The sequence below is a fragment of the Aliiroseovarius sp. xm-d-517 genome, assembly GCF_013283135.1.
Lineage (GTDB): Bacteria > Pseudomonadota > Alphaproteobacteria > Rhodobacterales > Rhodobacteraceae > Aliiroseovarius > Aliiroseovarius crassostreae.
Window position 1 is genome coordinate 2,028,003 of the sequence record NZ_WBXT01000001.1, and the last position, 24,957, is coordinate 2,052,959.

The 24,957-nt window shown below is 58.5% G+C and carries 23 protein-coding genes; 12 read left to right on the plus strand and 11 right to left on the minus strand.

Features of this window, described 5'->3' with window-relative positions; all coding sequences use genetic code 11:
* Positions 1-67: 67 nt before the first annotated feature.
* The gene (gene betI, locus XMD517_RS09820) at positions 68-709 is read right to left on the minus strand and encodes a transcriptional regulator BetI (RefSeq protein WP_173487898.1); all 642 of its coding nucleotides are present in this window, start codon (positions 707-709) and stop codon (positions 68-70) included.
* Between the two features lie 112 nt (positions 710-821).
* Between betI and choX the strand changes: the two genes are divergently transcribed.
* The 4 genes from choX to choV are packed head-to-tail and all read left to right on the plus strand — an operon-like array spanning position 822 to position 4,539.
* Positions 822-1,748, plus strand: a complete 927-nt coding sequence (gene choX / locus XMD517_RS09825) for a choline ABC transporter substrate-binding protein (RefSeq protein WP_173487897.1) — start codon at positions 822-824, stop codon at positions 1,746-1,748.
* A gap of 5 nt (positions 1,749-1,753) precedes the next feature.
* A complete protein-coding gene (locus tag XMD517_RS09830; protein WP_173487896.1) occupies positions 1,754-2,686 on the plus strand; it encodes an alpha/beta fold hydrolase in 933 nt (310 codons plus the stop codon).
* Complete coding sequence (gene choW, locus XMD517_RS09835; RefSeq protein ID WP_173487895.1) at positions 2,673-3,506, plus strand: choline ABC transporter permease subunit; 834 nt, start codon at positions 2,673-2,675, stop codon at positions 3,504-3,506. Before XMD517_RS09830 ends, choW begins: the two co-directional genes overlap by 14 nt.
* Before the next feature lies 1 nt (position 3,507).
* A complete protein-coding gene (choV, locus tag XMD517_RS09840; protein ID WP_217360558.1) occupies positions 3,508-4,539 on the plus strand; it encodes a choline ABC transporter ATP-binding protein in 1,032 nt (343 codons plus the stop codon).
* Positions 4,540-4,637: 98 nt separating this feature from the next.
* On the opposite strand, the gene XMD517_RS09845 is transcribed toward choV, so the two are convergent.
* Positions 4,638-5,780 carry an acyl-CoA dehydrogenase family protein gene (locus tag XMD517_RS09845; protein WP_173487894.1) on the minus strand — a complete coding sequence of 381 codons (1,143 nt, stop codon included), beginning with the start codon at positions 5,778-5,780 and terminating at the stop codon, positions 4,638-4,640.
* Positions 5,777-6,952, minus strand: a complete 1,176-nt coding sequence (locus XMD517_RS09850; RefSeq protein ID WP_173487893.1) for a CaiB/BaiF CoA-transferase family protein — start codon at positions 6,950-6,952, stop codon at positions 5,777-5,779. Before XMD517_RS09850 ends, XMD517_RS09845 begins: the two co-directional genes overlap by 4 nt.
* An 85-nt stretch (positions 6,953-7,037) precedes the next feature.
* On the opposite strand from XMD517_RS09850, the gene XMD517_RS09855 reads away from it, so the two are divergent.
* Positions 7,038-7,928 (plus strand): LysR family transcriptional regulator, encoded by an 891-nt coding sequence (locus XMD517_RS09855; protein ID WP_173487892.1) that lies wholly within the window; start codon positions 7,038-7,040, stop codon positions 7,926-7,928.
* Positions 7,929-8,079: 151 nt separating this feature from the next.
* Here the strand turns inward: XMD517_RS09855 and XMD517_RS09860 are convergent, their stop codons facing one another.
* From XMD517_RS09860 to hutI, 7 genes are all read right to left on the minus strand, one after another.
* The gene (locus XMD517_RS09860) at positions 8,080-9,630 is read right to left on the minus strand and encodes a TRAP transporter large permease subunit (RefSeq protein ID WP_173487891.1); all 1,551 of its coding nucleotides are present in this window, start codon (positions 9,628-9,630) and stop codon (positions 8,080-8,082) included.
* Positions 9,627-10,076 (minus strand): TRAP transporter small permease subunit, encoded by a 450-nt coding sequence (locus XMD517_RS09865; RefSeq protein ID WP_173487916.1) that lies wholly within the window; start codon positions 10,074-10,076, stop codon positions 9,627-9,629. The genes XMD517_RS09860 and XMD517_RS09865 overlap by 4 nt, the downstream gene beginning before the upstream one ends.
* Before the next feature lie 112 nt (positions 10,077-10,188).
* Complete coding sequence (locus XMD517_RS09870) at positions 10,189-11,274, minus strand: TRAP transporter substrate-binding protein (protein ID WP_173487890.1); 1,086 nt, start codon at positions 11,272-11,274, stop codon at positions 10,189-10,191.
* A 31-nt stretch (positions 11,275-11,305) separates the two neighbouring features.
* A complete protein-coding gene (gene hutU / locus XMD517_RS09875) occupies positions 11,306-12,979 on the minus strand; it encodes a urocanate hydratase (protein WP_173487889.1) in 1,674 nt (557 codons plus the stop codon).
* Positions 12,980-12,990: 11 nt separating this feature from the next.
* On the minus strand, positions 12,991-13,794 hold the full coding sequence (hutG, locus tag XMD517_RS09880) for an N-formylglutamate deformylase (RefSeq protein WP_173487888.1): 804 nt from the start codon (positions 13,792-13,794) through the stop codon (positions 12,991-12,993).
* Positions 13,791-15,329 carry a histidine ammonia-lyase gene (gene hutH, locus XMD517_RS09885; protein ID WP_173487887.1) on the minus strand — a complete coding sequence of 513 codons (1,539 nt, stop codon included), beginning with the start codon at positions 15,327-15,329 and terminating at the stop codon, positions 13,791-13,793. Before hutH ends, hutG begins: the two co-directional genes overlap by 4 nt.
* On the minus strand, positions 15,326-16,534 hold the full coding sequence (gene hutI / locus XMD517_RS09890; RefSeq protein ID WP_173487886.1) for an imidazolonepropionase: 1,209 nt from the start codon (positions 16,532-16,534) through the stop codon (positions 15,326-15,328). The genes hutH and hutI overlap by 4 nt, the downstream gene beginning before the upstream one ends.
* 70 nt (positions 16,535-16,604) lie before the next feature.
* Between hutI and XMD517_RS09895 the strand changes: the two genes are divergently transcribed.
* The 5 genes from XMD517_RS09895 to XMD517_RS09915 all read left to right on the plus strand — a co-directional run bounded on the left by XMD517_RS09895 (position 16,605) and on the right by XMD517_RS09915 (position 22,178).
* Entirely contained in the window at positions 16,605-17,969 is a 1,365-nt protein-coding gene (locus XMD517_RS09895; RefSeq protein WP_173487885.1) for a formimidoylglutamate deiminase, read from the plus strand.
* Positions 17,966-18,664 carry a GntR family transcriptional regulator gene (locus XMD517_RS09900; RefSeq protein WP_173486131.1) on the plus strand — a complete coding sequence of 233 codons (699 nt, stop codon included), beginning with the start codon at positions 17,966-17,968 and terminating at the stop codon, positions 18,662-18,664. The genes XMD517_RS09895 and XMD517_RS09900 overlap by 4 nt, the downstream gene beginning before the upstream one ends.
* A 223-nt stretch (positions 18,665-18,887) precedes the next feature.
* Positions 18,888-20,549: an alpha/beta hydrolase gene (locus XMD517_RS09905; RefSeq protein WP_173486132.1), complete on the plus strand. Its 1,662-nt coding sequence runs from the start codon at positions 18,888-18,890 to the stop codon at positions 20,547-20,549.
* Between the two features lie 18 nt (positions 20,550-20,567).
* Positions 20,568-21,380 (plus strand): alpha/beta fold hydrolase, encoded by an 813-nt coding sequence (locus XMD517_RS09910; protein WP_173487884.1) that lies wholly within the window; start codon positions 20,568-20,570, stop codon positions 21,378-21,380.
* A gap of 24 nt (positions 21,381-21,404) precedes the next feature.
* Positions 21,405-22,178: an enoyl-CoA hydratase-related protein gene (locus XMD517_RS09915; RefSeq protein ID WP_173486134.1), complete on the plus strand. Its 774-nt coding sequence runs from the start codon at positions 21,405-21,407 to the stop codon at positions 22,176-22,178.
* A gap of 65 nt (positions 22,179-22,243) precedes the next feature.
* Here the strand turns inward: XMD517_RS09915 and XMD517_RS09920 are convergent, their stop codons facing one another.
* Positions 22,244-23,101: a LysR family transcriptional regulator gene (locus tag XMD517_RS09920; protein ID WP_173486135.1), complete on the minus strand. Its 858-nt coding sequence runs from the start codon at positions 23,099-23,101 to the stop codon at positions 22,244-22,246.
* Positions 23,102-23,215: 114 nt separating this feature from the next.
* Between XMD517_RS09920 and XMD517_RS09925 the strand changes: the two genes are divergently transcribed.
* Together XMD517_RS09925 and XMD517_RS09930 are read left to right on the plus strand one after the other, a co-directional pair.
* Entirely contained in the window at positions 23,216-24,361 is a 1,146-nt protein-coding gene (locus XMD517_RS09925; protein WP_173486136.1) for a TauD/TfdA family dioxygenase, read from the plus strand.
* Positions 24,358-24,942, plus strand: coding sequence for an HD domain-containing protein (locus XMD517_RS09930; protein ID WP_173486137.1), 585 nt, complete (start codon positions 24,358-24,360; stop codon positions 24,940-24,942). Before XMD517_RS09925 ends, XMD517_RS09930 begins: the two co-directional genes overlap by 4 nt.
* Positions 24,943-24,957: the final 15 nt, after the last annotated feature.

Below are 24,957 nucleotides of genomic sequence, written 5' to 3' on the forward strand. Positions count from 1 at the left end.
CATCTTGCCTGCATGTGTCCCCTTCCCAGGCCACAACAAGGGTCGCAATTCACGTATCACTCGCCGGTTAGCCCGCCGCCAGGATAGCCTGAATTTCACTTATGCGCCGCTTAGCTTCGAGCCGCTCAGGGCAATCCGGAAACAGGGACGCCATCAGAACTTCCATCTGCGCCAGGGCTGTTTCGCGGTCGATGCCACCTTGCTGCAGGCCGCAGCGCAACCACAGCCCGTCGATCATGGCCGAGATGGACAATGCGATATCTTCAGCTCTTTCCGCATCGGTCAATTGATCCAGAGCATGCACCAGGTTTGACCGCATTCTGCTGTGGATGGCCGTTTGAATCCTCTGATAACTCTGGTGGTGTGGAACTTCTGCCACCAGACACAACCATGCATGGGCGATCTTCGGGTTGAAATACTGCCGCGAAAAATTGGCTTCGATCACCGAATAGACTCTTTCCCATGGCGTATTTGAGCGAATCAGAAGTGACCTGACCTCACGGGCAAGATCTGCATTTCCGAACCTTAGCGCCATTTCCAGAAGCCGTTTCTTGCTTCCAAAATAGTGAAGAACATTGGTTTTCGAGACACCTGCGTGATTGGCAACCTTTTCAACAGTGGCCCCAGAAAGTCCAACATCCGCAAGAACTTCGAAGGCGGCCTTCGAATATTCCTCTGTCCTCAACCGCCACAGCTTCTTTTGCCTCATTCGCCTCTCCTGAGATTTCGGTGAGTAAATATTTTGTTGACTCGCAAGTCAATACAGTCCAGCAGATATAAAAATAGACCAATGAGTCTATATTAATACCGGGAGGAAAATAATGAAATTACTGATAGGCTCATCAGCGATCGCACTTGCCTTGTCTGGGGCAGGCATGGCCCAGGCTTCTTGTGAAAAAGTACGCATGGCGGAACCGGGCTGGACCGATCTCGCGCTCACCACAGGGGTTGCGACCGTGCTTCTCGAAGGGTTGGGATACGAAACAGAGACAAGTGTTCTTGGCACCACCGTGATCTACGAAGCGATGGTCAACAAAGATCTCGATGTGTTTCTGGGATATTGGGATCCCGCCATGACAACCTACTTCACGCCCTATGCTGAAGGCGGAAAAATCGACACGGTTCACCAGAACCTGCAAGGCGCCAAGTTTACCTTTGCCGTGCCGAAATATGTACATGATGCAGGTGTGCGGGATTTCGCAGACCTGGCCAATCATGCGGAGAAGTTCGGCCAGCAGTTCTATGGAATCGAGCCGGGATCAAACGGGCAGATGATGGACATCGTCAAGAGTGGCGCTTTTGGCCTCGGGGACTGGACCGTGGTCGAAAGTTCCGAGCAGGGGATGCTTGCGCAAGTCCGACGCGCGGTTTCAAGGGGCGACTGGGTGGTCTTCCTTGGCTGGGCACCACATCCGATGAATGTCGAGTTTGAAATCGAGTACCTCACTGGTGGAGATGACTATTTTGGTCCGGAGTTCGGCGCCGCCTCTGTGCATACACAGGTGCGAACCGGCTATATCGACGAATGCCCCAATGTCGGCAAACTCCTGAAACAACTCAGCTTTACTGTAGATCTGGAAAGCGAGGGCATGGATTTCATCATCAGTGATGGTGAAGACCCTGATGAAGCGGCCACCCGACTGATCAGGAAATATCCCGACCTGCTCACTGCGTGGCTCAGCGCGGTGAAAACGCAAGATGGCCAGCCCGGCCTGCCAGCGGTACGCAGTCATCTGGGGCTTGAGTGATACCCATGCCCACTACGAACGCCTATTCGCAAGTGGCACAGCACGCCCCACTTCACCTGCATCATTGGGAGGCCGGGGATCCGGCCGCCCATCCGGTTGTCTTGCTTGTGGGGCTGGGGATGCAGGCGGTTGAATGGCCAAAGCCTTTCATTGGTCAGCTTGCCAGAACCCATCGCGTGATTTGCATTGATAATCGGGATGCCGGCAAATCACCTCATTGCGGCCCAGACAGCGAGCCCGAGGCGGCACGGATTTGGCTTCAAGAGGATATTGAAGCCGCATCACAACTGTCACCCTACACTCTTTTTGACATGCGCGATGATGTGTTGGCCGTGTTGGAAAAATTGAAAATAGACAGGTTCGACCTTGTTGGGTTCTCAATGGGGGGGATGATCGGTCAACTGGTGGCTGCCGCTGCCGGTTCCCGCGTGACGAATTTCGTTCAACTCAGCAGCAATGATGGCACAGCCGAAGTTGACGGAAGCGCAGATGCCAAACGGCGCATGGCCCGCCTATTTTCAACACCTGATGATCCAAACATTGTCAGGGAATACCTGCTGGATGATGCCTTGGCCTATGGGGCAGGGCGGCTGGAGGATGGCCCTGAACTGCGGGCCGAAATTGATGAGATCATGGTGGAGGGTTACTCATGTGGAGGGGCGGCCCGTCATGCGCTGGCGGTCCTGACAACACCGGACCGGCGGGATCTTCTGGCACATATCCAGGCGCGCACCCTGGTTGCGCATGGGACCAAGGACCTGTGCATTTCCCCTGAACGGGGGAAAATAGCGGCAGATCTGATCCCGGGCGCTTCGTTCAGGTTGCTGCCGGATGTGGGGCACATTCTCGATAAGGACCTGTGTGAAGCGACCCTTGTCTGGTTGCAATCCGACACACGACACGCAGACAGGATTGGAGATTGTCATGGAGTGGCTTGAGGACCACAAAGTCCCGATTGGTAAGGTGGCAAAATTTCTGGTTGATTGGCTGACCTCCAACATGGCGTGGTTTTTTGACAGCATGTCCGAGGTCATCGGCGCAATGGTTGGCGCCACACTCTGGCTTTTGCAATGGCCCCATCCTTTTGTGCTGATCGGATTGGTGGCGGCCATGGCCTGGTATCTGCACCGATCGCTTGTTCTGACCGGATTTACTGCGTTCGGCCTACTGCTGATCATCAACCAAGGGTATTGGATCGAGACCACCGAAACCCTGTCTCTGGTGTTGGCTGCCACAACCATGTCGATGATGATTGGGGTGCCGCTGGGCATCCTGTCTGCCGACCGGCCCTGGCTGTATCGCTTTCTTCAGCCTCTTCTGGACCTGATGCAAACCATCCCAACCTTTGTCTACCTGATCCCCGCGCTGGTTCTGTTCGGACTTGGCGCGGTGCCTGCACTCGTTGCAACAATTGTTTTCACCGTTCCCGCGTCGATCCGGCTGACCTATCTGGGCATATCATCCACCCCGCATACTCTGATTGAAACGGCTGATGCGTTCGGGGCGACAAAAATGGCGGTTCTGTGGAAAGTCAAACTGCCCTGGGCCAAGCCACAAATTCTTGCCGGTCTGACCCAGACCATCATGCTGTCCTTGTCCATGGTGGTGATTGCTGCGCTTGTCGGGGCCAGCGGGCTTGGTGTGCCGACATTGCGTGCACTCAACCAGGTCAATATCGCAAAGGGTTTTGAAGTCGGCATCGCGATTGTCATCATTGCCATCATCCTGGACCGGATGCTGAAACTGGAAAGAAACTGACATGATGGACACGGTAATCAAGTTCCAGAACGCCAGCATTGTCTTTGGCGAAAACCCGCATACCGCTCTTCCCCTTATGGATGCGGGCAAATCCCGGGAAGAGATACGGGCGGAAACCGGCCAGATCCTTGGAGTTCACGATTGTTCGTTCGACGTGCAGGAAGGCGAAATCGTTGTGCTGATGGGGTTGTCAGGTTCCGGAAAATCCACCCTTCTTCGGGCCTCCAACCGCCTGAACACTCTTGCCCATGGCTCCGTTCAGCTGCGACGAAACGGGCAGTTGGTGGATCTTTCTCAGGTCTCTGCGGAGGAGTTGCGCGAAATCCGCCGCCATGATGTGTCAATGGTGTTTCAACAGTTCGGGCTTCTGCCATGGCGCAGCGTGCTGGAGAACACGGCATTCGGGCTGGAAGCAGCAGGTGTCCCGAAAGAACAACGCCTGCAGAAAGCTATGGCCCAGCTGGAGAAAGTGCATCTTGGACAATGGGCAAACACGAAGATCTCAGAGCTTTCAGGCGGCATGCAGCAACGGGTCGGCCTGGCGCGCGCATTTGCGACCGACGCCCCCCTGTTGCTGATGGACGAACCCTTTTCCGCGCTGGACCCGCTGATCCGCAACGAATTGCAGAACGAGCTTCTGGATCTGCAAGCTGATCTGAACCGAACCATCCTGTTTGTCAGTCATGATCTGGACGAAGCGATCAAACTTGGCAGCCGAATTGCGATCATGGAAGGGGGGCGCATCGTGCAGCTGGGGACACCGCAGGAAATCGTGCTGCGACCAGCCACGGATTACGTGAAAAACTTCGTGGCGCATATGAACCCCATCAACGTGCTGCATGCCGCCGAGATCATGCAGCCGGTCAAAGGCGAGGTGCCCGGGGATGCGCGGGTGCACCGCGCGGATACGACTGTCAAAGACCTGATGCGTGCTCAGCTCAACGATGCAGGAGAGTGTTTCGTCTCAGACGGGCATGAAATCATCGGCAAATTGGATCACTCCGATATCTTCAAAGCTCTGTTGCGCGAATAGGGCAGAGGCGCATTTTAGAGAGCGTCCGTTCTAACCACGAGAAACGCCCCCCGGACACAGCCGGAGGGCGTTTCGAAAGCCACAATGCCTGAAGCGTTTTAGGATGGCTTCAGCAAATCCCGGGCAATGATCGTGCGTTGAATTTCCGATGATCCTTCATAGATGCGAAAGATCCTAAGGTCCCGCAGGTAGCGTTCAAGCGGAAAGTCCTTTGTGTAGCCATAACCACCATGGATTTGCAGCGCGCGGTCCGCAATGCGCCATGCTGCTTCGCTGGCGTAAAGCTTGGCAAAGGCCGATTCAGATGAATAGCGCTGCCCCGTTCCCCGCTTCGCCGCCGCCTGCATTCCAAGCGCCCGCGCCGCCGCCAGTTCCGTTGCACTATCGGCGAGCATCCATTGCAGCCCCTGGAAATTGCCAATTGGCTGACCACCAACTTCACGCTCCCTAGCATAGGCTATTGCCGCATCCAGCGCAGCGCGCGCAATCCCTGTGGCCTGCGCGGCCACTTCGATCCGACCGTTATCCAGAACCTTCATGGCGGTGCGAAAACCCGTGCCTTCAGCCCCCAATCGGTTTTCGGCCGGGACATGGCAATCGAAGGTGATCGGAAAGACATGCCCCCCTCTCAACCCCATGGTTTCTTCATGTTTTCCGATCTCAATCCCTTTGGTGTTTTTCGGTTCGACAATAAATGCGCTGACACCCCGCGCACCACCCTCACGGTCCGTTTTGGCGTAGACCACGATGAAGTCAGCCTCACCAGCATTCGAAATGAAACACTTGGATCCTTTCAGGCGATAGCCCTCCCCTTCTGGCGTTGCAAAGCTTCGCATATCCGCCGGATTTGACCCGGCCTGAGGTTCGGTCAATCCAAAAGCCCCAAGCATTTCCCCGCTTGCAGCGGCTGGAAGAAACCTCTGTTGAAGGGCATCATCCGCCCCCAGAAGAAGGGAATCTGTTGCCAGAAAATGTGCGGTCAGCATGGACGCCGTTGAACCGCAGGCCCCAGCAATTGCTTCTACCGCATGGTAAAGCGCAGGTCCGGAAAGGCCAATCCCACCCATCTCTTCAGGCAGGTTCATTCCCATGATCCCCATCTCTGCCATTGCAGAAAGATGCAAAGTGGCAAACTGCCCTTTCGCATCAATCTCTGCCGCACGGGGGGCCAGAACTTCATCTGAGAACCGCGCGATCTGATCGATAACGGCGCGTTCTTCACTGTTTAACAGATCGTTCATTTGGAGCCTCCAATTTTGAGGTTTTTCAGGATGTCGTCAGTATGCGCTCCCAATTCAGGCGCTGCCTCTCGGCCACCACGTGGGACATCGTTGAAATGCACGGGCTGCTCGGGAACCAGCAAGGTTCCGAGCGTGGGATGGGTGACATGCGAAGCCAATGCCCGCGCCTCAACCTGAGGTGAGGACCAAGCCTGCCTCACGGACCTAAGAGGAGCGGCCGGAATGCCCGCCTGTGTCAGACAATCCACAGCGGCGTCAGCATCCAGAGTAGCCGCCCAATTTTCGATATACCCGGCAAGATCGGGTTCGTGTTTTCGCCTCAGAACATCGGACACAAAGCGCGGGTCTTCTGCCAGTTGAGGTTGCCCGATGGCCGAGGTGAAATGCTGAAACAAACGGTCATTAAGGACTGCAACGGCAAAATGCCCGTCACGCGCCTGATAGGTCCCGAATGGCGCTGACAACGCATGACGGTTGCCGGTTCGTTTCGGGTTCTCACCCGCAATCAGTGCCCGGCACGCCGCGATGGGCATCATGCTGACCAGCGAGTCGAACAGGGAAAGATCTACAAACCGCCCCCGTCCGCTGCGCTCGCGGTCGAACAGGGCAACCATCGTGCCAAAAGCTGCAAACAGACCTCCGGCCACGTCGCCCAGAGCTTCGCCAACCATCATGGGCGGTCCGTTTTCCTCACCGGTGACATCCATCAATCCGCTCATCGCCTGAATAATGATGTCATAGGCTGGCCGTGCGTTGTTCGGACCAGTTTGCCCAAAGCCGGACAGGGAAACATACACAAGTTTCGGGAAGGCCTTACACAGGCTGTGCGCGCCCAGCCCGAACCGCTCCATGACACCGGGACGAAAGTTTTCCAACAACACGTCACAGGTGGCCACCAGTGCAAGCGCGGACCGCTTTCCGGCCTCACTTTTTAGGTCCAGTACGATGGATTTCTTGCCGCGATTTACGGATTGGAACAACAGGCTTTCACCGTCGCGGAACGGCCCGACATGACGGTAATCATCCCCTGCTGGTGGTTCTACCTTGATCACCTCCGCACCAAGATCGGCCAACAAGGCAGTGCAATATGGTCCCGCCAAAACACGGGAAAAATCCAGAACACGCACCCCATCAAGCGGTCGGCGCCCGACGTCTCCTTCACCTTTGAACATGGTTCCTCCATTCATTTCTGACTGGAGGATAATGCGCAACAAGGTATAACTAGAAATACAGTATGAATATTAAGGGTATACCAAAATGAATATACCACTGAGCTTTCGGCAAATCGAAATCCTGCTCGCCGTGGCTGAGACCGGCAGCACGGCGGCCGCCAGCCGCACATTGAATACGTCACAACCCTCAATTTCGCTGGCCATTTCACGTTGCGAAGAAGTGTTTGGGCAAAAGATTTTCATGCGCATTATCGGGCGCGGAATGGAACTCACCCCGTTTGGGCAACGGAAAATTGCCCAGTTGCACGAGCTTGAACGACAGGCCCGCTGGGTGCTTGGCGGAAAGGAGGGCAACCCGGAATTCCTGAACCTCGGTGTTTTTTCAACCCTGGGCCCCCGCTATGCCCCGCACCTGGTGCGCAAATTCAAAGAGACTCATCCAGCCGTTGAAATCCGGTTTCTGGAAGGGGATCTGCAAACCCTGTACAATTGGCTGGGGGAGGGCCGGATTGATATTGCACTGATCTATGATTTCGGCGTGCCATCGGATTTTGCGGTGCTGCCGTTGACATCTGCGGAACCCTACGCGCTGCTGCCACAGGGGCACAGGCTGGAACAGCAGCGTGTTGTGAGCAACAGAGATCTTGCGCAGGACCCGATCATCCTGATGAACCTGCCCCACAGCCGAGGATATTTCCTGTCCCTCCTGCAAAATGACAAATTCCCGGTCCGGATTGCTCATGAAACAGGGGCGATTGAGATGTTACGTTCCATGGTTGCCAACGGGTTTGGGATCGGATTGCTGGCCACGGATCTTCCAAGTGACATCACATATGATGGCACCCCCCTTCTCAAGCGGCCAATCAAGGGGCGTTTTCCAGTTCACCAGATTGCCCTTGCGCATGGCAACACTACCCCCAAACGCAAGATCATCCGGGACTTCTCGGAATTTGCCAAAACCTTTTTCGCAACCTAGAGCGTTCGCAAGCTCTGTTGGGCAAACACGTCGCTTGCCCCCCTGATGATCGCCATGTGCTCCGGGTGTTTCGGGCTGTTGCCATGCCCCCGCCAGACCGAAACGCTTTGACGGCCGGGTCCCCGACCCAGCCATCAAGGGGAAGTTCACCTCAAAACAGGACCGAAGGCAGCCAGGTGGCCAGATTGGGGATCACCCAAACCAACAGAACACCCACGGCCTGCAAGGCAATGAAGGGGACAACACCTGCATAAATTGCCCCGGTTGAGACCTCTTTCGGGGCCGCCCCGCGCAAATAAAACAGGGAGAACCCGAACGGGGGGGTGAGGAAGCTGGTCTGTAGGTTGATAGCAATCAGGATGCCCAGCCAGATCGGGTCATATCCCATCAAAATCAGCTGCGGTGTGATCAGGGGCAGGACAATGACCGAGATTTCAACGAAATCGAGGAAGAAGCCCAGCAGGAAGATGAAGACCATACAGAACAGCAACGCTCCGATCGGACCGCCGGGCAATTCCGACAAGATATGCGCAACCCGTTCCTCCCCACCCAGACCAATGAACACCAGCGAGAACATGCCCGCAGCCAGGATGGTGGCAAAAATCATCGCGGTCATGGTCGCGGTAGATTCGACCGCATCGTGCAGAATGCGCTTGGGCCAACTCGCATAGAGTGAGATAAGCACAGCCACCCCACCGATGGCCGCAAGCACCGCATAGATCATACCCAGCGAGAATGAACCAAGCCCCAGGTCATCCCGCTGCAGGCGAACCGGAGCCAGCCCTGAAAGCACGGCCAGCAAGATGAAAGATCCCGCCCCCAGAAAGATCATCCGGTGCGATCCGCCCGAACGCAGACCAGCCATCAACAGCGCCCCCACAGCCCCAACAGAGGCCGCTTCGGTTGGGGTGGCAATCCCCCCCAGAATGGCACCGAGAACCGCAAAGATCAGCAGGACAGGCGGGACAATGGCCGCAACCACTTCGCGCCATTGTGGCCGCGCCAGATCAACGGGGGCCGAGGGCATATCCTGTGGGCGCAGCACCCCCCGGATCACGATATAGATGAGATACAGCACCACCAGTGTCAGCCCCGGCAACAGGGCTGCGGAAAAGAACTGCCCCACGGAAAGCGCCTCAACCGAGAATTTCCCCTGCTCATACTGCGCTTGCTGATAGGCATTGGACATGACGTCGGCAAGGATGATCAGCAGGGTTGAGGGCGGGATGATCTGGCCCAGCGTCCCCGCGGTGCACACGATGCCAGCGGCAACCCTGGTATCATATCCCGACCGCAGCATGGTGGGCAGCGCGATCATCCCCATGGCAACCACCGTGGCCCCGACAATGCCGGTTGAGGCCGCCAGAAGTGCTCCGACCAGAACTACCGAGATCCCGAGTCCGCCTTTGAGCTGCCCAAACAGGCGCCCCATCGTGTCCAACAGGTTTTCTGCAACCTGACTTTTTTCAAGTATCGCTCCCATGAGCACAAAAAGGGGGATGGCGATCAGCACCTGATTGCTCAGCAGTCCAAAGACGCGCTGGCTCATCGCCCCAAGCAATGAGATGTCCATCACCCCCAGCATCCAACCGAGATAGGCAAATATGATGGCCACGCCGGCAATGCTGAAAGATACGGGAAACCCCATCAGGATGGCCCCCATAAGGGCCGCGAACATGATCAGATCAAGATGCGCGCTCATGATGATTTCTCCTCGCTCAGCAGTCTGAGCAGGATGGCGACGGATTGAATGAGGACCAGAATGCAAAAAGCGGGGATGAGAGATTTCAGCAGGAAGACCGCCTTGATCCCCCCCACCGAAAGCGGCCCCTCAAGGATGCTCCAGGAACTGCGAACCGAAGGCCAGGACCAGTATAGCAGGGCAAGCATGGAAGGGATCAGCAGGAAGAAATGCCCGAACAGGTCAATCCGGCGTCGGGCCTTGTCACCCAGTTTTGCATAAAACACATCCACCCGAACATGTTTATCGACCAGCAACGTATATCCCGCCGCCAGCATGAACAGGGCCGAATGCATGTAAAGCACGCTTTCCTGCACGGCGACGGAGTTGATGCCAAACACATAGCGTCCAACGACAATCGAAAACTGGACAAGAACCATCGCAAGTGCGAGCCATCGCACCGCCATGCTGATCGTCTGATTTATCAGATCAAACAGACGCGCTATTGCAGCCACGGGGCATCCTCCTCTGCCGCATTTTCAAGGGCAGCGCGGCCTCTCGACCACGCTGCCAACCTGTTTAATAGCCCAACACGCCGGCACGGGCGTTCATCTGACCGTTATCTGCAAAGCTCATGTATCCCCCGACGCTGTCGCGGTAGGCAACAAAGCTTTCGGTGATACGGCGCACCAGCTCGTCCTCATCCTGACGCAGATCATCAACCACTTCGGCGGCCGCTTTGCCCATTGCGGTGATGACGTCTTCGGGGAACATCCTGACCTGAACGCCATGCTCCTCCACCAGCTTTTTCAGGGCCAGCGCGTGTTTGGTGGTGTATTCGGTCCAGACCGGGTTGTAGAGGCTCTCACAGGCCAGTTGCACAACCTGTTTCAGGTCCTCCGGCAATTCATTGAACTTGTCCTGATTGACCCCACATTCCTCAGCCGAAGATGGCTCACCAACACCTGGCCAGTAATAGTTCTTGGCGACCTGATAATAGCCCAGCGCACTGTCCGTCCACGGGCCGATGAACTCACCCGCGTCCAGCGCCCCGGTCTGAAGCGCCTGGAACATGGCCGGACCGCTCATCGCTTCTGCCGCCATGCCAAGTTTTGCCGCCATTTCCGACGCGAGCCCGGTGGTGCGGAATTTGAGACCTTTGAGGTCCTGTGCGGATTGGATTTCATCGCGGAACCACCCACCCCATTGCGGGCCTGAGTTGCCACAGAGGAAAGGTTTGATGCCGAAACGGCCATACATTTCGTCATAAAGCGCCTGTCCACCACCGTGATACATCCACCCGACCTGTTCATCCGCACGCAAACCAAAGGGCTGCGAGCCAAACAGGAGGATCCCTTTGGATTTCGACCCCCAATAGGCGGGAACCGCGTGGTAAAGCTCAGCCGTGCCCTCACTGACCGCGTCAAAGACGCCACGGCCCGGCACCAGCTCACCCGCGGCAAAAAGTTTCACCTCGATCCGTCCGCCGGACAGGGTTGTGATCCGATCTGCCAGCATCTGCGCCGCCACACCCGGCCCGGGCAGGTTCTTGGGCCAGGCCGTGACCATTTTCCACTGGCGAACATCCTGCGCAATCGCCGGGGCTGCAAGGGCAGTTGCCGCCGTGCCAACCGCACCTCCTGCTAGAAATTTTCTTCTGTCCATGTCGTCTTCTCCCTGTTGGTTGTGGTTATTTTCAGTTTCCGAGAATTCCGGGGAGCCGCAACCCATGTTCGCGGGCGCAGTCCAGCGCGATGTCGTATCCGGCATCCGCATGACGCCAGACACCGCTGGCCGGATCGTTCCACAGGACCCGCTCCAACCGCTTGGCCGCCTCGGGCGTGCCGTCAGCGCAGATCACCACACCGGCATGTTGCGAAAAGCCCATGCCAACGCCGCCGCCATGGTGCAGGCTGACCCAGGTCGCGCCGCTCGCGGTGTTGACCAGCGCGTTCAAGAGCGGCCAGTCCGAGACAGCGTCCGACCCATCGCGCATTGCTTCGGTCTCGCGGTTGGGGCTGGCAACAGATCCGCTGTCCAGATGGTCCCGACCAATCACAACCGGGGCTTTCAGCTCACCCGAAGCCACCATTTCGTTGAACTTCAGACCCGCGCGGTGCCGGTCGCCAAGGCCAATCCAGCAGATCCGGGCAGGAAGGCCCTGAAAGGCGATCCGGTCGCGGGCCATATCAAGCCAGTTGTGCAGATGCGTGTTCTCGGGGAAAAGCTCCTTCATCGCCTGATCGGTCTTGTAAATGTCTTCCGGATCGCCCGAGAGGGCCGCCCAGCGGAACGGGCCAACCCCTTTGCAAAACAGCGGGCGGATATAGGCGGGCACAAATCCCGGAAAGGCAAAGGCGTTTTCCAGCCCTTCTTCCAGCGCCATCTGGCGAATGTTGTTGCCGTAATCCACTGTGGGCACGCCAGCCTCGTGAAACGCAACCATCGCCTCCACCTGCACCCGCATTGAGGCGCGGGCGGCTTTCTCCACCTCTTTCGGGGCGGTTTCGGCCTTGGCGCGCCATTCGGCTACGCTCCAGCCCTGCGGTAGGTAGCCGTTGATCGGATCATGGGCCGAAGTCTGGTCGGTCACGATGTCCGGGCACACACCACGTTTGTAAATCTCGGGGAAAATATCGGCGGCATTGCCGATCAGCGCCACGGATTTCGCCTCGCCCGCCTTGGTCCAGCGCGCGATCATCTCCAGCGCCTCATCGAGCGAATGGGTCTTTTCGTCCACATAACGGGTGCGCAGGCGGAAATCGGCGGATCTTTCATCACATTCCACCGCCAGACAGCAGGCCCCGGCCATCACCGCCGCCAACGGTTGGGCACCGCCCATGCCACCAAGGCCACCGGTCAGGATCCAGCGACCTTTCAGATCCCCGCCATAGTGCTGACGCCCCGCCTCGGCGAAGGTCTCATAGGTGCCCTGCACAATGCCCTGCGACCCGATGTAAATCCATGACCCGGCGGTCATCTGGCCATACATCATCAGGCCCTTTTTATCGAGCTCGTTGAAATGGTCCCAATTGGCCCAATGCGGCACGAGGTTGGAGTTCGCAATCAAAACGCGTGGCGCATCCGAGTGGGTTTTGACCACGGCAACCGGTTTGCCCGACTGCACCACCATCGTCTCGTCCTCTTCCAGAGACTTCAACGTGTCGACCATCAGGTCGAAATCCTGCCAAGTGCGGGCCGCCCGTCCGATCCCGCCATAGACCACCAGCTCATGCGGGTTCTCAGCCACATCCGGGTGCAGGTTGTTCATCATCATGCGAAGCGGCGCCTCAGTCATCCAGCTTTTTGCGTTCAGCTCCGGGCCGGTGGGGGGAAAGATGTCACGGGTGTTCTTGCGGGGATCAGTCACTTCGGGTCTCCTTATCGGGTCAGCTCGCCGGAAAGCGCGAGGTTGTGCAGGTTGTGCAGAATGGTTTTGAGATGCGGACGCAGCCGGTCCGCTCGATCGGTGCGGTAGGTCCAGGGCGCGGCCTCGTCCATATAGGCGCGTTGGGCGAGCTCCATCTGGATCGCGTGAATGCCGGTCTCCGGCTGGCCGTAATGACGGGTGGTCCAGCCACCTTTGAACCGGCCATTTGTCACCGAGGAATAACCGTCAGCATCAGCACAGACCGCAAGTGTGGCCGCTTCAATTGTGGGCACACAGGTCGCGCCCAGATTGGTGCCGATGTTGAAGTCTGGCAGAACCCCGTCAAACAGGAATGGAATCTGCGACCGGATCGAGTGGCAGTCGAACAGGATCGCCACACCATGCCTGTCCCGGACCCGGTCCAGCTCAGCCTGCAGCGCCGCGTGATACGGGGCATGGTAGGTCTGACGACGGTCCTCGACCTCATCCTCGGACGGGTGCTGCCCCTCATCCCAGATCTCCTGCCCGTCGAAATCGGTCAGAGGCACCAGCGTGGTGGTGTTCTGACCCGGATAAAGCGAGACCCCTTCGGGGTCACGATTGGCGTCGATCACATAGCGGTGGATATTGGACCTGACCACCGTGGCCCCACCCAGAAGTCCTTCATAGAGCTTCGAGATATGCCAATCCGTATCGGCCAGAACCCGGCCGTTGGCATTCAGGCGGGCAAAAACCCTTTCTGGGACAAAAGTGCCGCCATGAGGCTGGCCCAGGACAATTGGGCTGTCCCCCCGAGTGACCTCAAAGACATTCATGCGCCAAGCTCCGGCAAATCCGTTTGGCAGGCTTGAACCAGCGCCCCTGTTGTCACCAACCGGGCCGCCGCCTCAATGTCAGGCGCCATATAGCGATCCGCCCCAAGTGTTTCGACATCACGCCGCAACCGGGCCAGAACGGCCTGCAAGGGCTGGCTGGTCAACAGTGGCGCGCGGAACTCCACGCCCTGCGCGGCACAAAGCAGCTCAACCCCCAGGATGCGGTTCAGGTTTGCGCTCATCTGCATCAGGCGCCGGGCCCCGTGGGCGGCCATGGAGACATGATCCTCCTGATTGGCGGAGGTGGGCGTGGAATCGGTCACGCAGGGATTGGCGAGATGCTTGTTTTCGCTCATCAGCGCGGCGGTGGTCACCTCGGCAATCATCAGACCGGAATTCAGCCCCGGTTCGGGGGTCAGGAACGGCGGCAGGTCATGGCTTAGCGTTGGATCGACCATCAGGGCTATCCGCCGCTGAGCAATCGCCCCGATCTCGGAAACCGCAAGCGCGATCATGTCAGCCGCAAAGCCCACCGGTTCAGCATGGAAATTGCCCCCCGACACGATCAGCCCCGCCTCGGTCAGCACCAACGGGTTGTCGGTGGCCGCGTTTGCTTCAATCTCCAATGTCACTGCCGCCTGACGCAGCACGTCCATCGCGGCCCCGGTCACCTGTGGCTGGCAGCGGATGCAATAGGGATCCTGCACACGGGTGTCATCATCGCGGTGGCTTTCGCGAATTTCGGACCCGTCGAGAATGGCGCGCATCGCGGCGGCGGCCTCGATCTGGCCGGGTTGGCCACGAAGGGAATGGATCTCTGGCTGAAGGGGTGCCGTCGAGCCCATGATAGCATCGGTCGACAGGGCCGAAATCACCAGCGCATTCTGCGCGGCCTGCCAGGCCTCAAACAGGCCCGCCAGCGCAAAGGCCGTCGAAAACTGCGTGCCATTGATAAAGGCGAGCCCTTCCTTGGGGCCAAGTGGGACCGGCGCAAGCCCGGCCTTCGCAAGCGCCTTGGCACCGGGAAGAACCTCTCCGTCAAACTCCGCTTCCCCTTCTCCGATCACCACCGCCGTCATATGTGACAGCGGTGCCAGGTCGCCCGACGCCCCGACCGACCCCTGTGCGGGGATGATCGGCGTCACCCCGCGCGCCAGCATCCGTTCCAGAAGCGTCACATAGTCCCAGCGCACCCCAGAGGCCCCCCGACCAAAACTCAGAAGTTTCAATGTCATCATCAACCGGGCCATGCGGCGCGGCACGGCCTCACCCACCCCGCAACAATGGCTGAGGATCAGGTTGCGCTGCAGCGTTGCCGTGTCTTCCGGCGCAATCTTGAGGCTGGCAAGTTTGCCAAACCCGGTGTTGACGCCGTAAACGGCTGCATCGCCAGCAGCGGCATCCGCAATCCGGCTGGCAGCCTTTTCCACGGCAGGCTTGCAATCCCGGTTCAAAGTGACCGGCATTTCCGCCCGGTAGACCTGCGCGAGTTGGGCCAGCGTGACTGCGCCCGGGGTAAGTTCAAGCACGCTCATGCGTGACCTCCGAAAATACGTTTGTGTAGGGGGTTGAAGCCAATGCGATAGGCAAGTTCCGACGGGTGCCCGACATCCCAGATCGCCAGATCCGCACGTTTTCCCGCTTCGATCACGCCGCAATCGGCCAGGCCAAGCGCGCGGGCAGCATTGCGGGTCACCCCGGCCAGGGCTTCTTCCGGGGTCATCTGAAACAGCGTGCAGCCCATGTTCATCGTCAAGAGCAATGAGGTAAGCGGCGACGACCCCGGATTGGCATCGGTTGCCAGCGCCATGGGAACCCTCATCTCACGCAGCGCCGCAATCGGCGGCTTTTGGGTTTCGCGCAAGGTATAGAAAGCGCCCGGCAGGATGACGGCCGTGGTGCCGGCTTTGGCCATGGCCCCCACGCCATCGTCATCAAGATATTCGATATGATCTGCCGACAAGGCGCCGTAACTGGCGGCAAGTTTTGCGCCCCCGAGGTTCGACAATTGCTCAGCATGCAGCTTGACCGGCAGACCCAAATCGCGGGCCACATCAAACACGCGCGCAATCTGGTCGGGCTGAAACGCAATCCCTTCGCAGAACCCGTCCACCGCATCCACCAAACCTTCCGCATGGGCGGCGCGCAGGGTCGGGATGCAGACCTCGTCGATATAGGCGTCATCGCGCCCGGCATATTCTGCCGGCACCGCATGAGCCCCGAGGAATGTGGTCAGAACCCGCACCGGACGCATATCAGCAATCCGGCGCGCGGTGCGCAGCATTTTCAGTTCGGTGTCAATATCCAGCCCGTAGCCTGACTTGATCTCAACGGTGGTCAAACCCTCGGCAATCAGACTGTCGGCCAATCTCAGGGCAGAGGCCAGAAGCTCCTGTTCCGACGCCTCCCGCGTGGCCGTCACGGTTGAGACAATCCCGCCCCCCGCGCGCGCGATCTCTTCATAAGAGGCCCCCTTCAGGCGCATCTCGAATTCGCGCGCCCGATTGCCACCATGGACGATATGGGTGTGGCAGTCGATCAGGGCAGGTGTCAGCAGACGCCCATCGAAGGAGCGGGCCGGCAATCCGGCATATTGGGACGGGCAGTCAGAGGCCGGTCCAGCCCAGGCAATCTTACCGTTTTCGATTGCCACCATACCACCCTCTATCAGGCCGTAGCCCGAGACGCCGGGCGCCATGGTTGCAATGGTCAGGTCAGTCAGCAGGTGGGACGGGGGCATCGTTTATCCTTGATTATGTAGCTACATATAAATAATATGACGCTACATATTAAGTCAATGGACTCCCGACATGAAAAAAATCATCGCAAAACAGGCCCTTACAAAAAGCGGCTGGCAAACCAATGTTGAGATCGGGCTTGAGAAGGGGCGAATCTCTTACATCAAGCCGGCCGCAGACGACGCAAACGCCACGGCGTCACTGGTGCTCCCGGCCCCGCTGAACCTGCACAGCCATGCGTTCCAACGCGCCATGTCAGGCCTGACCGAAGCGCGGGGACCGGATGCAAGCGACAGTTTCTGGAGCTGGCGGCGGCTGATGTATAAGTTTCTCGATCAGCTCACCCCGGATCAGGTGCAGGCCATCGCGGCCCAGGTGTTTCTGGAGATGCTTGAGGCTGGATATGCCTCCGTGGCGGAGTTCCACTATCTGCATCATGATCGGGATGGAAAGACCTATGCAAACCTTGCCGAAATGTCCGAGCGGATTGTCGAAGCTGCCAGCGATGTGGGCATTGGTCTCACGCTTCTGCCGGTGCTTTACCAGCATGGTGGCTGTGATGCCCGTCCGCTGAACGGTGGGCAGCGGCGGTTTGGCAATGACCCGGATCAGTTTCAACGCCTGCATGAAGGGGCTGCACGGGCCGTGGCAGCCGGACCAGCAGATTTCGCCATCGGTGTGGCGCCGCATTCCCTGCGGGCGGTCGATGCCGAGGGGATGGCCCGCTCGGTCGCCTTGGGCGCGCGCGGCCCCATCCACATGCATCTTGCCGAACAGGTCGCCGAAGTTGAAGAAGTTGTAGCCCATCTGGGCGCGCGCCCAACCGAATGGCTTTTGGACAATCACGATGTCGATGCCCGGTGGTGTCTGATCCACGCCACCCAGATGACAGAGGCCGAAACCCGCGGTCTGGCCAGATCCGGGGCTGTTGCCGGGCTTTGCCCGATCACGGAATCCAACCTTGGGGACGGTATTTTCAACGGCACGCAGTTTCTGGCCGACGGGGGGCGTGTCGGCTTTGGCTCTGATTCAAACGTGCATATCGCGCTTTTCGACGAACTCAGGACACTGGAATATTCTCAGCGCCTGCGTGATCGGAGCCGGGCCGCCCTGGCAACGCAGGACCGCTCGACCGGGCGGGTGCTGTTTGACGCAGCCAATCTTGGTGGGGCTCAGGCAGGGGGGCGGGACTGCGGCGTTCTTGCTCCGGGCATGGTTGCGGATATCATCGGTCTTGATCTGGACAATGAATGGGGCGCCAACCGAAGCGGGGACATGGCGCTGGATACGCTGATATTCGGCGGGCATGGGCAGGATTGCATCACCGATATCTGGAGCGCAGGGCGTCATGTTGTAAAAGACGGTCGTCACCTTGCCCGCGACCGTATAACAATGGATTTCGTCAAGGTCATGGGAGAGCTGGAGCAGGAAATATGAACGCAGACCGCCAGTCCTGGAAAGAAGTCAGGGACCGGATCCGTGATCAGATCCTTGATCGCACCTATGCTCCGGGCAACAAGCTGCCACGCGATGCAGATCTTGCCGAACAATTCGGCTGCGCCCGGACAACGGTGCAACGCGCCATGCAGGACCTCTCTGACATCGGATTGATTGAACGAAAGCGCAAAGGGGGAACCCGCGTGCGGGCGAACCCGGTCACCCGGGCAACGCTTGATATTCCAATCACCCGCCTTGAGGTCGAGGAAACCGGCGCCGTTTACGGCTATCAGCTGATTGATCAGCAGGTGCGCCCCACGCCCAGAGACATCACCGCCAAGCTTGAGCAAGCCGAACCGACCTCGATGTTGCAGGTGCAGGCGCTGCATCTTGCAGATCACAGGCCATATGTTTTCGAAGATCGCTGGGTCAGCATCGAAACCGCACCCGAAATTCTTGATGTTGATCTGACGCGGGAAAGTGCAAATGAATGGCTGGTGCGCAACAAGCCCTATACCCGTTTCGATCTGCGGATTTATGCCATTTCCGCCGATGAGGACACGGCCAGAACGCTTGCGACAGATCCTGGAAGCGCCCTTCTGGTGATCGAACGCACAACCTGGATTGGCGCAGATCCAATCACATCCGTGCGCTCAATCACCCTGCCCGGGTATCAGCTCCTGACCAATAGCTAACCGGTTTCGAGGGGCGGGGGTCACCAAGCCAAAATCGCCACCTTTGCGGCGACCTTGCCCTGCCAAATGAGAGACAGGGGCCGCATGACCCTAACGGGGGTTACAAAACCACTGAGCAGAATGAACCCGCTTCACTCCCCGGCTCAGACGAAACACCCCGCATTTTGTCCCTTGGAGTTGCAAGAAACTGACAACCTGCAACACTTGTGAAGCATTTCCCTGCATGATTGTCACAATCTGCCACTGCGACCCGATAGGTGCCCATATGTCAAATGAGTTCTTCAAATCCCTTGAAGCCATGTATGCAAAAGACAAATCCCCCTTTTCGGCCTGGGCAAATACCTGGCTGCAATATCAAAACGACATTGCACAGGCCTGGATGACTGCTGGCCAACCGGGGCAGGAGGCCGAACCCTCGCGCGATCACCGCTTCAAGGCAGAGGCATGGAGCGAAGGGATCTTTCCCCTGATGCGCCAGTCTTACGAGCTGACGGCCAAGGCCATGGCAGATATGGCCGACGCGGCCGGACTGCCGAAGCATGAGCAGGAAATGCTGAGCTTTTACACCCGCGTTGCCGCCGACAATATGTCCCCCTCGAATTTCCTGATGACCAACCCCGAGGCAATGCGCCTTGCGATGGAAACCAATGGGGAAAGCCTGAAGGACGGTATGCAGAACCTGATCGAAGATCTGCAAAAGGGCTATATCACCACCACTGACGAAGAGGCGTTTGAGGTCGGAAAGAACCTTGCCACCACGCCTGGGAAAGTCATTTTTCAAAATGATATCATCGAGTTGATCCAATATGATCCGATGACCCCGCAGGTCCGCAAGAACCCGGTTCTGATCGTGCCCCCCTGCGTGAACAAATTCTACATCTTCGACCTGAACGAAAAGAAATCCATGGTGCGTTACCTGCTGGAACAAGGACAGAGCGTCTTCATGCTGTCCTGGCGCAACCCCAGCAAAGAGATGGGCGATCGCGGCTGGGATGACTATGTGGGCGACGGCATTTTCGAGGCACTGCGCGTGGCCTCCGAGATCAGCAAGTCAGACAATGTGGACATGCTGGGATGGTGCAATGGCGGCACGATGCTGATCGCGGCCCTCGCCGTGATCCCGGCCGATCTGCGTGCCAAGCTGGGCACCGCAACCTTCCTGTCGTCACTGATCGACTTTGCCGATCCCGGACAGATTGGCGTCTTTATCGACCAGGCCCAGAACGAGATCTACAAACAGCGCCTCGGGTCCGAGAATATTGCACCGGGCCGGGACATCGCCAACGCGATGGCCATGCTGCATGTGAACGAATCGGTGTGGAATTTCGTGGTGTCGAACTACCTGCTGGGCAAATCTCCCGCTCCGTTTGACGTGCTTTACTGGAACGGTGACACCTCGAACCTGCCCGCCAACTGGTATCGGTTCTTCATCGAAGAAATGTATCTGAACAACAAACTGCGCGAACCGGGCGCCCTGACCCTGTGCGGCACCCCGGTGGATACACGCAATATCGACGTGCCGTGTTATTTCCTTGCAGCTGATGGCGACCATATCGTGCCGTGGACCTCGTCCTTTACGGCCACGGATCTGGTATCTGGCCCAACCGAGTTTGTGCTGACCACCGGTGGTCATGTTTCGGGCACGGTAATCAATCACCCGGCCAAAACCCGCCGCAAGTTCTGGGCAGATGGCCAAACGGACGGGGACGCCGGCAACTGGCAAGAAAGTGCGACACTCACCGATGGCAGCTGGTGGCCGCACTGGCTCGCCTGGATCGAAGAGAACAACCCCTCTGGCATGGTCAAGGCTACAGCCAAACGTGGCAACAGGACCCACAAACCCCTGGCCGATGCCCCCGGCACCTATGTGCTTGAAAAGGCGTAACGGATGCGGGACCTGAATATGAGCGAGTGTGTTGTTGATGAGGTTCATACCCTGCGTCTGGACGGTGCAATCGTGCGCTATTTCCATCGACCGGGGGAGACCGGCCAGACCCCGCTTCTGGTGTGCAACGGGCTTGGGCAGTCACTTGAAGTGCTGCTGCCAATCCTGAACGAACTTGGGTCTCGCCCGCTGATTGCCATCGACATGCCCGGCGTGGGGCGGTCAGAGATGCGCGACAATATTGCGACCATTCCCGATTACGCCCAGTTCACCTTTTCCGTGCTGGACAAGCTGGGGATCAGGCAGTTTGACATTCTCGGTATCTCCTGGGGGGGCGCGCTTGCGCAGCAGATGACCCATGACGCCCCGGACCGCATTGGCCATCTGGCACTGGCAATCACCTCGGCCGGGGGCATTGGCAGCTGGTGGGGCACACCAATTGCACTGTCGGAAATCATGTTCCCGCTGCGCTTCACCAACAAGACCTACGGCAATTTCATCGGCCCCTGGATGTATGGCGGTGAGGCGATCCTGCACCCGGAAATATTCCGCGAGTATTCAAAACACGCCATCGCCCCCAGCCCCGAAGGTTACTTCACCCAGGTGCGCGCCATGTGCAGCTGGACCAGCCTGCCATGGCTGCGTGCAATCAACACGCCCACGCTGATCATCGCGGGCAAGTATGACGGGCTGATCCCCATTGCAAACCAGCTTCTGCTCGCCAGCATGATCCCGGACGCCACGCTGCAGATCTATTCAGCCGGCCACCTGCTGATGTTCACCAAACGCCACGAGGTCGGCCCGCTGATCTCGACCTTTCTTGACGACTGACACTTGACGAAAACAGAGACGACTATGCCTGAAAACATCACCATCACCCGCGAAGGGCGCGTGGTTCTGGTCACGCTGAACCGACCCAAACAACTCAACGCCCTGAATTCGGCACTGGCCCGCGAGATCATCGAGGAGCTGACCCCGCTGGATCGCGACCCAAGCGTGGGCTGCTTTGTCCTGACCGGCAGCGAAAAGGCCTTTGCCGCGGGCGCCGACATCAAGGAAATGTCGGACAAGAGCTATGACGACATGGCCGAGATGGATTTCTTCGCCGAGTGGGAAATCTTTGCCAAATTCCGCACGCCGAAAATCGCCGCCGTGCGCGGCTTTGCCCTGGGCGGCGGCTGTGAACTGGCCATGATGTGTGACTATATCATTGCCAGCGACACCGCGAAATTCGGTCAGCCCGAGATCAAGCTGGGGGTGATTGCCGGGATCGGTGGCACCCAGCGCATGACCAAGCTGATCGGCCGCGCCAAGTCGATGCAACTGCATCTGACGGGTCGGATGATGGACGCGGCTGAGGCACTGGATTGCGGGTTGGTGGCGCAGGTTCTTCCCGATGCGGATATCATGGATCATGTGATGAAAGAGGCCGCAACCATTGCAGGCTATGCCAAACCCGTGGCGATGATTGCCCGCGAGGCTGTGAACCGCGCCGAAGAACTGTCCCTGAACGAGGGGCTGTTGTGGGAACGCCGTGTGTTCCACTCGCTCTTTGCGACCCATGCGCAGAAAGAGGGAATGGCGGCTTTTGTCGAAAAACGTGCGCCCAATTTCCGCCCGGACGAATAAAAGACACGAGACCCTAAAGCGTTCCGCCTTTTACCTGAAACAGGGATAAGGTAGGGCGAAACGCTTTAAATACACAGGGCGGCGGTCAGCGCCGCCCATTGTTTTTTACCGACCGCCTGTTTGCTCGCCGTCATCCAGTGACTTTCCGCCGGGCGCAGGACATGGTCTGACAAGCGCAGCAGCCGCTCATTTCCCAACTCCGCCTGCACCAAAGGCAGAGAGGCCATCAGCACCCCGGCCCCGGCCCGCGCGGCCGCTACCGCAGCGGTGAATGTGTCAAACCGCAACAGCGGCACCGGCGTTGTCAGATCCCCGGTCAGGGTGGCCCAGGCCTGCCATCCCGCGCGCGGCCCAGTCACCGCGAGGCGCGGCAGGTCCTGCCAGCGGCGCCCCCCCCGGATCAAACGTGGTGCACAGACCGGCGACAGGGCGTCTGCAAACAGCTTGGCCTTGTAATCAAACGCCCCACTGCCATCGCCATACCGCACCCGCACCATCGGTGTCTCACGCTGGCTGTCTGCGGACAAAACCATGGTCTGACACGAGATTTGCACCTCACCCGGCATCTGTATTTCCGCCAGACGCGGCGCAATCCAATGGGCCAGCATCGACGCACTGGCCGAGAGGGTGATGGTCTTGCGACGAATACCAAAGAGCTCTTCCGCGCTTTGGTCCAGCGTGGTCAGGCCGTGACTGACATAAGGCAGCCACGCCTCGCCATCGACCGAAAGGACCACCCCGCGCGCCTGCCGAATAAAAAGCCGCACCCCAAGCCGCGCCTCAAGCTGACCGATCCGCTGGCTGATCGCTGCTTGCGTCAGGCCGGTTTCCCGCGCCGCGCCGGTGAAGCTGCCGGTGCGGGCGGCGGCCTCAAACGCACGCACCCAATCCAGCGGCAGATTTGAGAGTTGAGATACTGACATAAGCAAAACGCCCCCTCAGATACGCATTCCCTAAATTGAACTTATGAACGGATGCAGCGACACTGTCATCTGAAAACAGACCGTTCAATTCGAGACTCAAGGAAGGTAGCCCAGATGTCCGAAGTCAAGATCGACCCGCAGGGTCAGGTTCTCACCCTTTCCATCAACGGCGAAGACACCCGGTTCCACGCGATGTGGCTGCGCGACAATGCCTGGGATGAAGACACCCGCGCGCCCGGCAATGGGCAAAGGCTTGTTGCCCTGCGTGACATTCCGGCCAACACGGCAATGTCTGCGGCCTCGGTTGAACGTGGCCTGCTGACGGTCACCTTCACGCCGGAGATGAAAACCGTCACTTACGATCTGGGCTGGCTGGCTGACAATGCCTATGACCGACCGGCGCCCGAGGCCCGCGGCTGGCTTGGCCCGCGCATTGAAGCCTGGAACAGCGATTTGATGCGCAATGTGCCGGTGGGTGATTTTGTGGAACTGTCCAAAGGGGGCGATGCGCTGAAGGACTGGCTGGGACAGGTTACCAAATACGGCTTTGGCAAGGTCGTGAACGGCCCTGTGGAAAGTGGTGCGCTGTTCAAAGTGGTCGATCTGTTCGGCTTTGTCCGTGACACAAATTACGGCAAGCATTTCGAGGTGCGCACCGAGGTAAACCCGACAAACCTTGCCTTCACCGGGTTGGGTCTGCAAGCCCATACCGATAACCCCTACCGTGATCCCGTACCGTCTGTTCAGGTGCTTTATTGCCTCGAAAGCTCGGCCGCTGGCGGAGAAAACATGGTGGTCGACGGGTTTGCCGCTGCCCTGCGTCTGCGCGACGAAAACGAAGTCTATTTCAACGTTCTGGCGGATCACTGCGCCCGGTTCGAATATGCGGGGGAAGAGGGGGTGTGCCTGACCTCCCGCCGTCCGATGATTGAACTGGCCCCGGATGGGGAGTTGATTGGGGTGCGTTTCAACAACCGCTCGCTCGCCGCTGTGACCGACGTGCCGTTTGAAAAGATGGCCACCTATTACGCCGCCTATCGCCGCCTGGGTGAAATCATCGACGACGAGGCAATGGAGGTGACGTTCCGGCTCGACCCCGGCGAAGGGTTTGTGGTCGACAACACGCGTGTATTGCACGCCCGCAAGGGGTATTCCGGTGAAGGCACCCGCTGGCTGCAGGGCTGCTACTCCGACAAGGACGGGTTGCGCTCGACCTATGATGCGATGGTGCGGTCCGAACAGAAGGAGGCCGCAGAATGAAGCCGGATATCGACCAGCTGACGCCTGAAAATATCGTCGAATTCATCGGTGGGATCTTTGAACGCCGCGGCGGGGAGGAGTATCTTGGCGAACCCGTGACCATGGCCGAGCACATGTTGCAGGGGGCAACGATTGCCGAGCAGAATGGACAATCGGAGGAGATCATCGTGGGCGCCCTTTTGCATGATATCGGGCATTTCACGTCGGAATTTGGCACCTATCATCCGGATGACACCGAGGACCGTCACCACGAAGATGCAGGCGCCGAGGTGCTGGAGCGGTTTTTCCCGAGTGTGATCACAGACTGCGTGCGCTATCACGTGGCGGCCAAACGCTACCTGTGTGCAACCAAGCCTGAATATTTCAAACGCCTGTCGCCTGCTTCCGCCCATACGCTGGAACTGCAGGGCGGGCCGATGAATGAGGAAGAGGTGGCAGAGTTTGCGGCCAACCCGAACCTCAAGGAAATCATCGCAGTGCGCTATCTGGATGAGGCGGGCAAGCGCGACGATATGGAGACGCCGGATTACTGGCATTTTGCGCCGATGGTGCAACGTATGGTCGACCGGCATTGTGGATGAGGCAGGCTGGGGGTT

Excerpts from the sequence above, each read along its gene's own strand:
- XMD517_RS09860 (WP_173487891.1), bottom strand. The coding sequence starts at position 9,630 with ATGAGCGCGCATCTTGATCTGATCATGTTCGCGGCCCTTATGGGGGCC.
- XMD517_RS09895 (WP_173487885.1), top strand. The coding sequence starts at position 16,605 with ATGAAAAAAATCATCGCAAAACAGGCCCTTACAAAAAGCGGCTGGCAA.
- choX (WP_173487897.1), top strand. The coding sequence starts at position 822 with ATGAAATTACTGATAGGCTCATCAGCGATCGCACTTGCCTTGTCTGGG.
- XMD517_RS09930 (WP_173486137.1), top strand. The coding sequence starts at position 24,358 with ATGAAGCCGGATATCGACCAGCTGACGCCTGAAAATATCGTCGAATTC.
- hutH (WP_173487887.1), bottom strand. The coding sequence starts at position 15,329 with ATGAGCGTGCTTGAACTTACCCCGGGCGCAGTCACGCTGGCCCAACTC.
- XMD517_RS09850 (WP_173487893.1), bottom strand. The coding sequence starts at position 6,952 with ATGTTCAAAGGTGAAGGAGACGTCGGGCGCCGACCGCTTGATGGGGTG.
- XMD517_RS09920 (WP_173486135.1), bottom strand. The coding sequence starts at position 23,101 with ATGTCAGTATCTCAACTCTCAAATCTGCCGCTGGATTGGGTGCGTGCG.
- XMD517_RS09905 (WP_173486132.1), top strand. The coding sequence starts at position 18,888 with ATGATTGTCACAATCTGCCACTGCGACCCGATAGGTGCCCATATGTCA.
- XMD517_RS09915 (WP_173486134.1), top strand. The coding sequence starts at position 21,405 with ATGCCTGAAAACATCACCATCACCCGCGAAGGGCGCGTGGTTCTGGTC.
- choW (WP_173487895.1), top strand. The coding sequence starts at position 2,673 with ATGGAGTGGCTTGAGGACCACAAAGTCCCGATTGGTAAGGTGGCAAAA.
- XMD517_RS09925 (WP_173486136.1), top strand. The coding sequence starts at position 23,216 with ATGTCCGAAGTCAAGATCGACCCGCAGGGTCAGGTTCTCACCCTTTCC.
- XMD517_RS09830 (WP_173487896.1), top strand. The coding sequence starts at position 1,754 with ATGCCCACTACGAACGCCTATTCGCAAGTGGCACAGCACGCCCCACTT.
- XMD517_RS09865 (WP_173487916.1), bottom strand. The coding sequence starts at position 10,076 with ATGGCGGTGCGATGGCTCGCACTTGCGATGGTTCTTGTCCAGTTTTCG.
- XMD517_RS09845 (WP_173487894.1), bottom strand. The coding sequence starts at position 5,780 with ATGAACGATCTGTTAAACAGTGAAGAACGCGCCGTTATCGATCAGATC.
- XMD517_RS09855 (WP_173487892.1), top strand. The coding sequence starts at position 7,038 with ATGAATATACCACTGAGCTTTCGGCAAATCGAAATCCTGCTCGCCGTG.
- XMD517_RS09900 (WP_173486131.1), top strand. The coding sequence starts at position 17,966 with ATGAACGCAGACCGCCAGTCCTGGAAAGAAGTCAGGGACCGGATCCGT.
- XMD517_RS09910 (WP_173487884.1), top strand. The coding sequence starts at position 20,568 with ATGAGCGAGTGTGTTGTTGATGAGGTTCATACCCTGCGTCTGGACGGT.
- hutI (WP_173487886.1), bottom strand. The coding sequence starts at position 16,534 with ATGCCCCCGTCCCACCTGCTGACTGACCTGACCATTGCAACCATGGCG.
- XMD517_RS09870 (WP_173487890.1), bottom strand. The coding sequence starts at position 11,274 with ATGGACAGAAGAAAATTTCTAGCAGGAGGTGCGGTTGGCACGGCGGCA.
- choV (WP_217360558.1), top strand. The coding sequence starts at position 3,508 with ATGATGGACACGGTAATCAAGTTCCAGAACGCCAGCATTGTCTTTGGC.
- betI (WP_173487898.1), bottom strand. The coding sequence starts at position 709 with ATGAGGCAAAAGAAGCTGTGGCGGTTGAGGACAGAGGAATATTCGAAG.
- hutG (WP_173487888.1), bottom strand. The coding sequence starts at position 13,794 with ATGAATGTCTTTGAGGTCACTCGGGGGGACAGCCCAATTGTCCTGGGC.